At 58.5% G+C, this 12,428-nt stretch carries 12 protein-coding genes and 1 tRNA gene; 3 read left to right on the top strand and 10 right to left on the bottom strand.

Annotation, left to right across the window (positions count from 1 at the left end; translation table 11 throughout):
* On the top strand, positions 1–763 hold a 763-nt coding region (locus J4G14_04295), incomplete at its 5' end, for a cell division protein FtsH (GenBank protein ID MCE2457014.1).
* Positions 764–817: 54 nt separating this feature from the next.
* Here J4G14_04295 and J4G14_04300 read toward each other — a convergent pair.
* The gene (locus J4G14_04300; protein ID MCE2457015.1) at positions 818–1,684 is read right to left on the bottom strand and encodes an LLM class F420-dependent oxidoreductase; all 867 of its coding nucleotides are present in this window, start codon (positions 1,682–1,684) and stop codon (positions 818–820) included.
* A gap of 98 nt (positions 1,685–1,782) precedes the next feature.
* Here J4G14_04300 and J4G14_04305 point away from each other — a divergent pair, with 98 nt between their 5' ends.
* The gene (locus J4G14_04305; protein MCE2457016.1) at positions 1,783–3,213 is read left to right on the top strand and encodes an amidohydrolase family protein; all 1,431 of its coding nucleotides are present in this window, start codon (positions 1,783–1,785) and stop codon (positions 3,211–3,213) included.
* Positions 3,214–3,238: 25 nt separating this feature from the next.
* Here J4G14_04305 and J4G14_04310 read toward each other — a convergent pair whose 3' ends face one another.
* The 5 genes from J4G14_04310 to mftG form a co-directional block, all read right to left on the bottom strand.
* Positions 3,239–3,421 carry a methytransferase partner Trm112 gene (locus J4G14_04310; protein MCE2457017.1) on the bottom strand — a complete coding sequence of 61 codons (183 nt, stop codon included), beginning with the start codon at positions 3,419–3,421 and terminating at the stop codon, positions 3,239–3,241.
* 18 nt (positions 3,422–3,439) lie between these two features.
* Complete coding sequence (locus tag J4G14_04315; GenBank protein MCE2457018.1) at positions 3,440–3,937, bottom strand: DUF2269 family protein; 498 nt, start codon at positions 3,935–3,937, stop codon at positions 3,440–3,442.
* A gap of 81 nt (positions 3,938–4,018) precedes the next feature.
* Positions 4,019–4,579 carry a TlpA family protein disulfide reductase gene (locus J4G14_04320; protein MCE2457019.1) on the bottom strand — a complete coding sequence of 187 codons (561 nt, stop codon included), beginning with the start codon at positions 4,577–4,579 and terminating at the stop codon, positions 4,019–4,021.
* A 126-nt stretch (positions 4,580–4,705) separates the two neighbouring features.
* Positions 4,706–5,953 carry a glycine--tRNA ligase gene (locus J4G14_04325; GenBank protein ID MCE2457020.1) on the bottom strand — a complete coding sequence of 416 codons (1,248 nt, stop codon included), beginning with the start codon at positions 5,951–5,953 and terminating at the stop codon, positions 4,706–4,708.
* Positions 5,954–6,116: 163 nt separating this feature from the next.
* Positions 6,117–7,664, bottom strand: coding sequence for a mycofactocin system GMC family oxidoreductase MftG (gene mftG, locus J4G14_04330; protein MCE2457021.1), 1,548 nt, complete (start codon positions 7,662–7,664; stop codon positions 6,117–6,119).
* A gap of 147 nt (positions 7,665–7,811) precedes the next feature.
* Between mftG and J4G14_04335 the strand changes: the two genes are divergently transcribed.
* Positions 7,812–9,818: an O-antigen ligase family protein gene (locus J4G14_04335; GenBank protein ID MCE2457022.1), complete on the top strand. Its 2,007-nt coding sequence runs from the start codon at positions 7,812–7,814 to the stop codon at positions 9,816–9,818.
* Between the two features lie 125 nt (positions 9,819–9,943).
* Here the strand turns inward: J4G14_04335 and J4G14_04340 are convergent, their stop codons facing one another.
* The 4 genes from J4G14_04340 to J4G14_04355 all read right to left on the bottom strand — a co-directional run bounded on the left by J4G14_04340 (position 9,944) and on the right by J4G14_04355 (position 12,364).
* Positions 9,944–10,627 (bottom strand): sugar transferase, encoded by a 684-nt coding sequence (locus J4G14_04340; GenBank protein MCE2457023.1) that lies wholly within the window; start codon positions 10,625–10,627, stop codon positions 9,944–9,946.
* A 30-nt stretch (positions 10,628–10,657) separates the two neighbouring features.
* A tRNA-Pro gene (locus J4G14_04345) sits at positions 10,658–10,732 on the bottom strand.
* Positions 10,733–10,752: 20 nt separating this feature from the next.
* Entirely contained in the window at positions 10,753–12,174 is a 1,422-nt protein-coding gene (locus tag J4G14_04350; GenBank protein MCE2457024.1) for an amidase, read from the bottom strand.
* Positions 12,175–12,178: 4 nt separating this feature from the next.
* On the bottom strand, positions 12,179–12,364 hold the full coding sequence (locus J4G14_04355) for a hypothetical protein (protein MCE2457025.1): 186 nt from the start codon (positions 12,362–12,364) through the stop codon (positions 12,179–12,181).
* Positions 12,365–12,428 lie beyond the last annotated feature (64 nt).

Raw genomic sequence — 12,428 nt, forward strand, 5'->3', positions numbered from 1 at the left:
GGTGGCACGCCAGACAGTTGGATTCAGTGGCGCCGAACTTGCGAACCTTGTGAACGAGGCAGCCATTCTCGCTGCCCGACGCACAAAGAAGCTCATAGGTCCGGACGAGTTCTCAGAGAGTATCGACAGGGTGACAGCTGGACCCGAGCGACGGAGCCGCGTTATCAGTGAACACGAGAAGGAAGTCACCGCCTACCACGAGGCAGGTCATGCCCTGGTAGCCCACGTCCTGCCCGATGCTGATCCCGTCGCCAAGGTGACGATCATCGCACGCGGCCAGGCTGGCGGTTACACGAAGACCATGCCCGAAGAGGACAGAAACCTCGTCACGAGCGATCAGCTCGAAGCGCGACTTGCCATGGCGATGGGAGGGCGGGCAGCTGAAGAGCTCATCTTTGGAGAGGTCACCACGGGCGCGAGCAACGACCTGGAGCAGGCGACGAACATCGCCCGCACAATGGTCACTCGTTTTGGGATGAGCAAGAAGCTCGGGCCTCGCACATTCGGCAAGCGCGACGAACTCGTGTTCCTGGGACGTGAGATATCCGAGCAGAGGGACTACTCGGACAGCATCGCAGAGCAGATCGACGACGAGGTCCAGAGCCTGATCGGTGGCGCGTACGAAACGGCCATGCGTCTCCTCAAAGAGTACAAGCCCAACCTGGAAAGAATTTCCGAGTATCTTCTCGAAAACGAGACGATAGAGGGCGAGAACTTCGCGGACGTCTTCGATACTCCCGCAGCCCCTGCCCCGGCTGGCTGATTTCGGCCGGCTCGCGGCCACTCCAGATTCAATTAAGGCCCCGGAGTAAGCTTTCTATCCCTCAGCCATCTCCTTGAACCTGCGGATCGCTTCGATGTGCCCATCCACGGAGTCGATGCCGGCGTTCATCGTATTTACAGAGATGTGAGTGGCGTCGAGTTCATCCCACGTTTCGATCAACTGGCGCTGGTCGTCTTCTGAAGAGTTTCTTATGGACACCCAGCTCTCGATGCCGATGGAGGACGGATCGCGCCCAGCTTCTGAGGCCTGTTCCCTCATGCTTGCAATCAGCTCGCGGCCGTTGTCGTCAGGGCGGAAAAGTGGGAACCAGCCGTCGCCTATAGTGGCTACACGCCTGATGGTCTGAGGAGCGGCCCCACCGAACCAGACGGGGATCGGCTGCTGTACTGGCAGAGGATTGAGACCGGCGTCGGTGACCTTGTGCCATCTGCCTTCGTAAGAAATGAGGTCGTTCGTCCAGAGTTTGCGCATCAGGTCGATCTGCTCTTCGGAGCGCCGGCCTCGATCATGGAAGTTCTCGCCAAGAGCCTCGTACTCCACCGGGTTCCAGCCTACGCCAATGCCCAGTCTCAGTCGTCCCTCGCTTAAGACGTCTACAGCCGCAGCCTGCTTGGCGACGAGAGCGGTCTGGCGCTGCGGCAGGATGATGACCGCAGTTACGAGCTCAACGCTGCTTGTTACGGCGGCGAGGAAACCGTAGAGGACGAAGGGCTCGTGGAAGGCGTCGGTGTGCCGATAGGCCCCGCTCCATCCCGGCCTCGATTCGGCGTTCGCACCGAGCACGTGGTCGAACACGATAATGTGGTTGTAGCCCAACTCCTCGGCGGCCTCGGCGTACGCTCGCACTCCACCGGGGTCACTTCCAATCTCTGTTTGCGGGAATACCACTCCTAGCTTCATCAGTACACGACCTCTCTTTCGGCTTGGGATGGCGCATAGTGTACTATACGCGCTGACTCATCAACGTCCGAATTCGACTGCGCGCTTCTGGGAGACCCATGGCTCGATACGACCTGCTACTCAAGGGGGGAACAGTCCTCGATCCCAAGAACTCCTTGGAGGACGAGGTTGATCTTGCGGTGCGCCACGGTGTGGTCGAGCGAGTAGAGGCTGATTTAGATCCTGGGAATGCGGATGAAGTCGTGGACGTCTCAGGCCTCTGGGTCATGCCGGGGCAGATCGATACGCACGCCCATGTAGCCGGGCTGTCACGGAACTGGGACCCTGCATTGGGATATGGAATGCTGGCGCGTGCAGGTACCACGACGGTCCTGGACATGGGCGGAACCGGGCCGTCACTTATCGATGGGATCAAGAGGCGAGGAGCAGGCCTGAATGTCGCCGGCAACTTCGCGCTGATTCCTGGACTTACAATTCCGAGCGGTAGCCTCTCCGCCTCGGCGATGCGCGACATAGTAACGGGCGCGCTTCGGCAGGGCTGCTACGGTCTGAAGATTCTCGGTGGCTATCACCCGTTTTCGCCGGAACAGACGGCAACTGTAATAGCCGAGGCAAATGCACAGAGGGCCTACATCGCATTTCACCTGGGCACGACCGAGACAGGGAGTCAGCTCGAGGGTCTTCGCGAAGTCCCTGATCTCGTTGGCAAGGGCAGACTGCACGTCTGCCACGTTAATAGCTATTGCAGGGGAGTGATCGACGACGCAGCCGCTGAGTGCGTCGAGGCCCTTGAGATTCTCGAGGGCATGAGTGACCAGCTTGTATCAGAGGTGTATCACGCCGTCCAGAATGGCACTAGTGGGAGATGCGACGAGAAGGGATACGTTATTGCTGATGTCCCTCGCAACTGTCTGAGGCTTCGGGGCTATGAGACGACCCGAGAGGGTCTGCGGCAGGCAATCATGGACGGCTATGGCGCGGTGGTGGCGCAGTCGGAAGGCGACATCTACTATGCCAGACGACAGGAAGCGCTGAAGCTATTCGACGAATCAGACAGCAACGTGGGCATGAGCTTCCCGGTGAACGTCCCGTCTTCGGCATTCACACTCACTACCTCCAAGGGGGACGATGGCGAGTTCACTGTCGATGCTGTGAGTACCGACGGTGGGTCTCATCCGAGGAACGTTGCAATTCAGAGCACGATGGCGCTGGTTGAGTTCGGTGCAATGACCCCACTCGAGATGGCTGAGAAGCTGTCCTGGAAACCGTCGAGGATGATGGGACTGCTGAACAAGGGCCACTTTACACCCGGAGCCGACGCGGACATCACCGTTCTGGATCCAGACCGAAGTGCTCCAGCAATGAGCTTCGTGGCCGGGTCGATGATCATGTCCCACGGACGGTCGATCGCCGATGGTGGGACACTTCTGGTCACTTCCGAGGGGGAGAGTACCGTTTCCCAGTCGGGAGTGCCATACCAGGTCGTCGACCTCTCTGAGAGCAAGCTCTACGCGGGATTTCAGAACTGACGATAGTTAGCCGTTTGGGGGAAGGTCATCCGCGAAGCGATGGCGGTAGCATGTTAGGGATCGTATCTTCTATGGGATACTCTTCCTGACAATCCTTACAGCGTAGACTACCCGAAACGATCTCGTCTCCATCCTGCTTGGTGACCGTAAGATCCAGATCGCCCCGGCACATGGGACATACCAGGATTTCCATCAGTGTCATTCGCATATCTGTCGCTCCTTGAAGTCAGCGAAGGGCCATCTCATACATGACCTTCAGAAGGTCGGCGAGCAAGAAGACTGTCACACCGAGAATAATTATCGTGTTATATCCTGAAATCGCCCTCAGCCCCCGGTGAAGCAGGCTCTGCGGTCTCTCTTCAGGTTCGCGGTATGCTTCGGACAGCAATGTGCGTCGCCTTCGCCTGGACGCTAGAACGAACATCCAGATACTCAATACGACCTTTACCGCGAGTACGATCACATAGGACGTGCCCGTTACACCCTGGCTGAGGCGGTCGAACGTCAGGCTGATGCCTGTCACTACCAGGAGAAAGAAGCAGACATCGACCAGCACTTTGAACTCAGCAGCGGTGTATCGGTTCACTTCCCGGCCGGAGTCTGGCGAGCGTCGCAGGGCGGGTCTTAACACAAACAGGTAGAAGATGCTGCCTCCTACCCATGCCACAGACGCTGTCAGGTGTACCCATCTGACGACGAGCAGGAACGCTTCGTTATAGCTCAACTGTCCGCTCCGAGCTTCGTCGGATAATTGTAACACCGGGGCAGGAACGTGGAGCCGTCCCCCCAGGACCGGCGATGGGCTCTACATGATCTCGCGGATCAACTCCTGGAGCTTTTCGAGGTCCAGCGCTCCTGACCATCGCCTGTGGATGTTGCCGTCCCTATCGATGAGCACCGTTGTAGGAAATCCCGAGATCCTGTACTCCATGACGATATCACCAATCTTGTCGCCGATCTTGTCAGGGCCCAGACTGTAGTTGACGCCGATCTTGTCGACGAACTTCTGGCCATCGTCCACAGAGTCCAGGCCCACGAGCTGGACCCCGATGAATTCTACGCCGTCTTCCTTGAATTCCTGGTAGGCGGTCTCGAAGTCAGGCATTTCGGCGACACATGGTGGACACGACGGGAACCAGAAGTTGAGAACCACAGGGCCGCCGGCGTAGTCAGAGAGCTTAATTGTCTCTCCGGCTTCGTGGTCCTCGTTTCCGAACAGGACGAGCTCGAAGTCGGGGGCCTTGTCCAGGGTTTCACCGGAGTCGGATGCCTGCTCCGGTTCAGTAGGTGGTGATTCCTCAGAGGAGCACGAGAGCACGGAGAAAACCAGGAGCGCCATCGTTGAGATTAGTACGATACCCCTCATTGACAAGCTATCGTGCATCTTGATGCCGTGGAACATACCCTCACAGTTTGCGCCTTGCTCTACGAGTCGAGGTCTGTACATATGTACGCGCAATTGTCGCCCGCTGGTTTCTGGCAGGTTGACAGCCTAGAATTCGGCCAGGCTCCGTGAGAGTTCGTCCGGGAGTTTCTCGATCGGGACTCGTTCCTGGGTCATGTTATCCCTGTTGCGAATCGTGACTGCCCGGTCGTCGATAGTGTCGAAGTCAACGGTCACACACAGCGGAGTGCCTATCTCGTCCTGGCGGCGATACCGCCGCCCGATGCTCTGCGTGTCATCGTACTGAACGAAGCCAGCGATACGTCCCGAACGTTGTACGGTCTCAAACACCTCGCGAGCAGTGGGGGTGAGGCGTTCGTTTCTCGAAAGTGGGAGGATTGCGACCTTCACAGGTGCGATCTCTGGATGGAGCTTCAGTAGCGTGCGTGTCTCTAACTTGCCGGACGCAGATTCGACCTGCTCTTCGGTATAGGCGTCTACCAGGAATGTCATCACCGACCTGTCGACACCTGCGGCAGGTTCGATCACGTAGGGAACGATGTGCTGTCCACTCTCCTGGTCGAAGTACGTGAGGTTCTGGCCGCTGGCCGCAGTGTGGGCCTTGAGGTCATAGTCGGTGCGGTTGGCAATGCCCTGAATCTCGCCCCAGCCCCATGGATAGAGGTACTCGATGTCGTGGGTGGCCTTCGAGTAGTGAGAGAGTTCGTCGGCGTCATGCGCCCTCAGCCTGAGGCGTTCGGGATTGACGCCGAGGTCGGTGTACCAGCTGAGACAATCTTTAATCCACCTGTCGTGGTGCTCCGCGTCCTCCCCGGGCATTACAAAGTACTCGATCTCCATGGCTTCGAATTCGCGTGTTCGGAATATGAAGCCGCCGGTTGTGATCTCGTTCCTGAATGCCTTCCCGATCTGAGCGATACCGAATGGGAGGCGCTTTCGCGTTGCTGTGAGCACGTTGTCGAAGTTGACGAAGATTCCCTGGGCGGTCTCAGGACGGAGGTAGGCCTCTGACGCTTGGTCTTCGACAGGGCCAATAAAGGTCCTGAACATCAGGTTGAATTGACGCGGCTCTGTGAGTTCGCCGCCACAGTTGGGGCAATCAGGGCCGTCCAGGTGGTCCTCCCTAAACCTCTGATTACATGACTTGCACTCGACCAGAGGGTCGGAGAAGCTTCCGACGTGACCGCTTGCGCGCCAAACGTCCGGGTGCATGAGGATCGAGGCGTCCAGGCCGACGATGTCGTCACGGCTCCACACGAAGGTGCGCCACCAGGAGTCCTTGACGTTCTTCTTCAGCTCGACCCCCAGTGGACCGTAGTCCCAGGTGCTTGCCATGCCTCCGTAGATCTCGCTGCTCTGAAATATGAAGCCGCGCCGCTTACAGAGCGAGACGAGCTTGTCCAGATCAACTTGCGTTGGCGCTTCTACCACGATAGTCCCTCGTATTCTCAAGTATGCAAGTTGAGAATAGTGAATCGTGGTGCCTGAAACAAGTGCGCTAGCGCGAGCGTATCTGAGAGGCGATCTTCTCCGCGATCATGATGGTGGTCGCGTTGGTGTTGGCACGGATTACGTCCGGCATGATCGATGCGTCAACAACCATCAGACCATCGAGCCCGTGAACACGGCAGTTTGGATCAACAACTGCCATTGGATCACTCGCGGGTCCCATCTTGCAGGTCCCGGACGAGTGGTGCTGGGTGACGACGTTTTCCAGCAGCCATGCGTCAAGCGCATCGTCGCTTGCAAGGATGTCGTCGGTCGGGTTGAGCCGCGTCATGTTGGCAGGGGCGTACTCTGGCATGGCGGATATCTCGGCGCACAGTCTGACGGCGCTCCTCATTCGTTCCAGGTCAAATGGGTCGGTGAGGTAACGGTAGTCAAGGTTCGGCTGGTCGTTGGGGTTCGGACTGGTCAGGCGCAACTCGCCAACTGACAGGGCTTTTTGCATGGCGATGCTGAATCCCGTTGGGATGTGTCCGGGGCTGAGGTCGAAGTCCACAGGTATGTGCTCAGTTCGGATCTGGAGGGGGCGCATCTGCATGTCGTTTCGATATGGCGACCCTGAAGTGGTGTACCTCATCCCTATCTGAAGCCCCGGGCGACGGTCCGGTAGCTCGGTCAGGCTCACATAGGACATGAATATCGCTGGGTGGTCCCGGAGGTTCTGACCGACTCCGGGTAGCTCGTGAACTGGCTGGATTCCGGTCTCAGCCAGGTGGTCCGATGGGCCGACACCTGATAGTAAGAGGAGATGTGGCGAGTTAATGGCTCCGCCACTCAAGATCACGTTGTCGGCATGGACTCGAAAGATCTCTCCGCCTGACTCGGCTTCTACCCCAACGGCGCGGCCCCCGTCGAATAGTATCCGGTGGGCCAGCACATTGGGGCGGATGGTGAGGTTGAGCCGGCTGCGTGCCATGTCGAGGTACGTTAGTGCTGTACTCATTCGGACATCGTCAATTCGGTTGAACGCGAAGTAGCCCACACCGGTGGACTCTGGGTGGTTCACGTCGTGAGTTTGAGGGAATCCGGCTGCCACGCACGCTTCGAGAAACGCCCGTGGACTGGGGAGAAGGTCGTCCTCCTGGTAACGGCGCACTGGAATTGGACCGTCAGAACCATGGAAGTCGTCTCCGGGGAAGTCGAGGTCGGTCTCCGACTTTCGGAAGTAGGGCAGGACGTCCAGAAAGCTCCAGCCGTCGTTGCCTGCCGCAGCCCACTCTTCGAAGTCCTCAGGAATCCCCCTGAACCAGACCTGGCCGTTGATAGCGCTGGAGCCACCCATGACCTTGCCCCGAGGAAGCGTAAACGGCTCTCGTCCGGGAGTTGCACTGGCCTCGTAGCCCCAGGTATAGGCAAGAGGGTCATACGATTCGTACCACGGATGAATACCGTACTTGATGTGGTCCGGCAGGGTGTCAAAGTCTGGGTAGTCGGGACCTGCCTCGAGCAGCAGGACTGAACGGTCCCGGTCCTCGGTTAGCCGTGAAGCCAATACGCATCCTGCTGACCCGGCCCCCACGATGATGGTGTCGTAATTCATGTGTTGAACAGCCCCCAAAGCCAAGTCTGGAAGTATTCTGACCCTGTGACCGTGGAGTTGCAAGCGTTATGCAGTCTTGCTCGTTGACCTTAGATTCGAGGCGTCCATATAATCGCCGCAGCCTACCGCAGTCAGGTCTATTGCCAAATGACACAACAGCAGACCAGTACCATAAGCGCCTCCGACATTCAGAGACTGCTCCTATGGGCAGTGCGCCTTGGGCTGATGGCGGTACTCCTCGTGCCGCTGATAGTTACGACTTCGACATACTTTCCCTACGTGGTCGGGAAGGCGATTTACGCTCGAGTCATCATTGAGATTACATTTGCTCTCTGGCTGATACTCGTCCTCTATTTCTCGGACTACCGTCCATCTCGTTCGTGGATCCTGGTCGCATTCGGCGCGTGGCTGGTTGTCTCGCTGATTTCAGGACTTACAGGAGTCAGTTTCACCAGGAGCCTCTGGTCGACGTACGAGCGGATGCAGGGCATATATGATCTTGCCCACTGGTTCGTGTTCGTTATGATGGCCGGTTCGGTTTTCAGGTCAATCCGTGACTGGCAGGTGCTGTTCACGGTCAACCTGGCAATCGGTGCAGTCGTCTCCGGCCTGGGTCTGGCTCACCACTTCGACGTTTACAGCATGGACATCCTCGGGTCTTCACAGAGGATCGAGTCGACCCTGGGCAACGCGACGTACGTGGGCGCTTACACGATGGTGAACGCGATGATTGGCGTGGGACTGATTGTCCACTCGTTGGTCAGGCCTGAGATCGAACCGAGTGTCCAGGTGAGGAGGCGCGCAACCAGACGCCGGCAGCGCAGGGTGGAAGAGCAGGCAGGCTGGTCATTGGACCTGACGACCTGGCTTCGGCTGTTGTGGGTTGTTGCTGTCGTAATCAACCTGTGGGCGCTGTGGCTGACAGGGACGAGGGGGGCGATCGTCGGCATGGGTGCGGGAGCAGTCGTGTTTGGCGTTGTCTATCTGTTCTTGGGGAATATGAAGGTCATACGGTGGGCGGCGCTCGGCGTGATTGTCGCAGCGGTACTGGGTGTGGGACTGGTGCTGGTGATGAAGACCACGACCGTGCTCGATCCGCTCACGGATTCCAGCACTACACTCAGGAGGCTGGCGTCGATTGGCCTGGACGACAATAGCTCGCGTGGGCGACTGGTTGCAGTACAGGCGGGACTTGAAGCGTTCCAGGACCGGCCTGTGCTTGGATGGGGGCCTGAGAACTTCCTGATCGCGTGGGGACGGTACTTCGATGTCGACTCCGGCATTCACGAGCGCTTCGATCAGGCGCACAGCAAAGTGTTCGAGGAGCTTACGACAAAAGGAGTGCTGGGTCTCACAACGTACCTGCTGATATGGCTGGGGATGGTGGCTGTTCTGCTGGCTTCGTTCCGACGGAGAAGCGGATGGCAACAGGTCTTCATAGCTGTAGTTGGTGCAACGGTCGCAGCCTACTTCGTCCAGAACCTGTTCCTGTTCGACACGACAACTACGACACTGCTGTTTGCCCTGCTGGTCGCATTCCTGATCTCAGAGGAGCGGGAGCTCAGAGTTCAGGATTCGACTGGCGAGCCCCCCGAACCTGGGACGAGGTTGATCCCTGAAGGACTCGATCGGCGACTAGGACTGGCTGCTATCGCGAAAATCCACAGGAACTCGATCGGTGTTGCAGTTGTGGTACTGGTGGTGTCAGTCCTGGCTGGCCTGTTGCTGTTCTATACGTTCATGCCGTTTTCGTCAGCGATGAGTGTGGTCCAGGGCGCGGTTGGACAAGGTACCTGGGAGCAGAAGGAGGCAGTGCTTACGAGGTCTGTCTCCGAGTTTCCCGGACTGGGCAACTACCCGAGGATCATCCTGATTTCACAGGCAACTGAAGGCGCGCAGGAGATGTCTGACGAAGATTTCGCGTTGGCAGTTGAGTCTGTGGGAGTTGCGGCGGAAGAGGGATTAGACGACGAACCTCAGAACTGGAGGATCAGAGCACTGACCGCGCAGTTCTACCAGGTGGCCTCTACCAGAAATCCCGACTACCTTGCAGCTGCCCGCGAGCACATCGATGAGGCGGCGGAACTGGCTCCCAGAACGCGGGAGATTATTCGGATCTCCGAACAGCAGGAGGAGTTGGAGAGCAGGCAGTGACAGGGCTACGCGCAGCGGTCGCGCACCGATTCTGAAGACTGCCGACAAATAAGGGACCGACACTCCTGGATTCCTGCCTTCGCCGGAATGACGTTCAGGCTTACTGGCCTGGGCGAGGTGGCTCTCTAGCGCTGTTCGCTCTGCCAGCGGGCGCGAAGCGTGAGGAGGACTGACGACACCAGCATTCGAATGTCCAGCCAGGGGGACATTCTCCTGATGTAGAGCATGTCGTATCGCAGCTTGTTGCGCGGGTGTGTGGAGTAGCGTCCGTAGATCTGGGCGAGGCCGGTCATGCCGGGTCTCACCATGAGGCGCCTTGCGAAGCCGGGATAACTGGTCTCGAATTCCTGCGATAGTTCGGGCCGCTCGGCCCTGGGTCCCACCAGGCTGATGTCACCCTTCCACATGTTGATGACCTGCGGCAGTTCGTCGAGGGCTCGACTGCGTAGGAAGGCGCCAATCGGGGTGATCCTTGGGTCGTCTTCCTCGGCCCAAACCGCGCCAGTATGCCGTTCGGCATCTGGGATCATCGACCTGAACTTGTAAACCCTGAATATGCGGCCGTTCTTTCCCAGGCGTTCCTGTGTGTAGAACACTGGACCGCGGTCGTGAAGCCATATTGCGAGTGGTATCACTGTCCACAGAACGGCCCAAAGTGGGGCAAGTGTGACATGGACTGCGATCAGGACGAGAAGGTCGAATGGGCGCTTCCACCAGTCGTTGACCTTCAAAGTAGAGGACACATGGGAACGCTCCTCTCGAGTGTCAAATGAACTCGATGTGTCGAAAGAGTCAGTACGTTCCCGCATAGATGTGGCCGAGAAGGTTAGAGCGTTAAGTGGTCGGGGTGGGCGGGATCGAACCGCCGACCTCCTGTTCCCAAAACAGGCGCGCTACCGCTGCGCCACACCCCGTACTATTTACCGGGTAAAGTTTACTCGGGATCGGGTGCGCGACGTTCGCTCCAGCCAGCGGCCTGTTCGTACCTGTGGGCAACATTGAGTACGACGTCCTCGGCGAATGGGCGCCCGATTAGCTGGACGCCGACCGGGAGTCCGCTGTCCGAAAATCCGCAGGGCACGGAAATCGCCGGCAGGCCTGCGAGGGCTGCAGGGCTGGTGTACTGACGTCTGCCGAGATCGAGTCTACCCTGGTAGTAGCCGCCGGGCGACCCGGTGGACTGCGCGATGGGCGGAGCCAGTGTCGGGCTGGCGGGCAGCACTATGACGTCGTGGTCTTCGAGTGCGGACATCATTTCGTTCTTAATGAGTGTCCTCGCCCTCTGGGCCCTGAGGTAGGTTGTGGCCGGAGTCAGGACGGCAGATTCCAGGCGAGTCCGAGTGCTCCAGTCATACAGGTCACCGCGCGTCTTCAGCCAGTCCAGGTGGAAGGTTGCCGCGTCGACATCTGCGGTTGCGAGAAAGACAGCGCCACTCTGGGCCGAAACGGGCAGGCTGACCTCGTTAATGTCAGCACCCAGTTCAGCGAGACTGTCCACTGCTGACATAACACCTGACCGCACTTCAGCATCCAGTCCTTCGTATTCGAAGGCATCCGGCGGGATGGCGACCCTGACTATCCCGGTGCGGCCGGCCAGGGCGTCCACGTAGTCTGGTACCGGCTCGGAACTCGATGACGAATCGCGCTCATCCCGGCCCGCTATTGCCTGGAGCATGATGGCGCAGTCCTCGACCGTCCGGGTCATGGGTCCGACAGTGTCGAGGCTCCAGCTCATCGGCACAACACCATGACGAGTCACACGACCGTAGGTAGGACGAAGCCCCACGATTCCGCAGAACGCGCTCGGCCCCCTGATCGATCCGCCAGTGTCCGAGCCAAGGGCACCTGCACACAGCCCTCCCGCAACAGCCACTCCGGATCCACTGCTTGATCCGCCAGCCGAACGGTCCAGATTCCAGGGATTCCTTGGAGTCCCATACGGGTGGTCGATGGTTCCACCAACAGCGAACTCACTCAGGTTCAACTTGCCCAGAAGCACGGCTCCAGATGCACGCAGCCGTTCGACGATTGTAGAGTCGTAATCGGGGACGTGGTCGGCAAGGACTCTCGAGCCTGCGCTGGTAATGACTCCCTCTGTGTAGATGATGTCCTTGATTGCGACCGGGATTCCGTGCATTGGTCCCCGGTATGCGCCTCTGCTGATTTCTTCTTCCGCCGCTGCCGCCTCGGAATTGGCTGTCTCTGACATGACGGTAATGTACGCACCCAGTGTGGGATTCAGACGTTCGACACGCTCTAATAAGGAACGTGTCAACTCGACTGGGGAGAGCTGCCGGGACTGGATCAGCCGACCAAGTTCGGCGATGGTCATAAGGTGGAGGTCGTGATCTGCCATGACTCTACTCCCGACCAACTTCGAACCGGTGGGCCGGTTCGACAGAATCGAGTTGCTCGTCGGGAATTGCGTCCAGGACTTCCAATATGCCGGACAGTCGGGACGCAATTGTCCGAGCCCTGGACTCATCCAACTCCAGACCCATGGTCTCCGCCAGCTTGCGAACATCATCAATCGTTAGCTCTGACACGTCGACTTACCTCTTGTATGACTTGAGCGCGCATAGTCTAACACGGTCGACGTGCGAATCAGGG

The organism is Dehalococcoidia bacterium (assembly GCA_021295915.1).
GTDB lineage: Bacteria > Chloroflexota > Dehalococcoidia > Lucifugimonadales > UBA1123 > VXRN01.

Bases quoted from the DNA above. Each gene is read 5' to 3' on its own strand.
- J4G14_04300 (MCE2457015.1), bottom strand. From the start codon at position 1,684: ATGAAGCTAGGAGTGGTATTCCCGCAAACAGAGATTGGAAGTGACCCC.
- J4G14_04305 (MCE2457016.1), top strand. From the start codon at position 1,783: ATGGCTCGATACGACCTGCTACTCAAGGGGGGAACAGTCCTCGATCCC.
- J4G14_04310 (MCE2457017.1), bottom strand. From the start codon at position 3,421: ATGCGAATGACACTGATGGAAATCCTGGTATGTCCCATGTGCCGGGGC.
- J4G14_04320 (MCE2457019.1), bottom strand. From the start codon at position 4,579: ATGAGGGGTATCGTACTAATCTCAACGATGGCGCTCCTGGTTTTCTCC.
- J4G14_04325 (MCE2457020.1), bottom strand. From the start codon at position 5,953: ATGGCAAGCACCTGGGACTACGGTCCACTGGGGGTCGAGCTGAAGAAG.
- mftG (MCE2457021.1), bottom strand. From the start codon at position 7,664: ATGAATTACGACACCATCATCGTGGGGGCCGGGTCAGCAGGATGCGTA.
- J4G14_04335 (MCE2457022.1), top strand. From the start codon at position 7,812: ATGACACAACAGCAGACCAGTACCATAAGCGCCTCCGACATTCAGAGA.
- J4G14_04340 (MCE2457023.1), bottom strand. From the start codon at position 10,627: ATGCGGGAACGTACTGACTCTTTCGACACATCGAGTTCATTTGACACT.
- J4G14_04350 (MCE2457024.1), bottom strand. From the start codon at position 12,174: ATGGCAGATCACGACCTCCACCTTATGACCATCGCCGAACTTGGTCGG.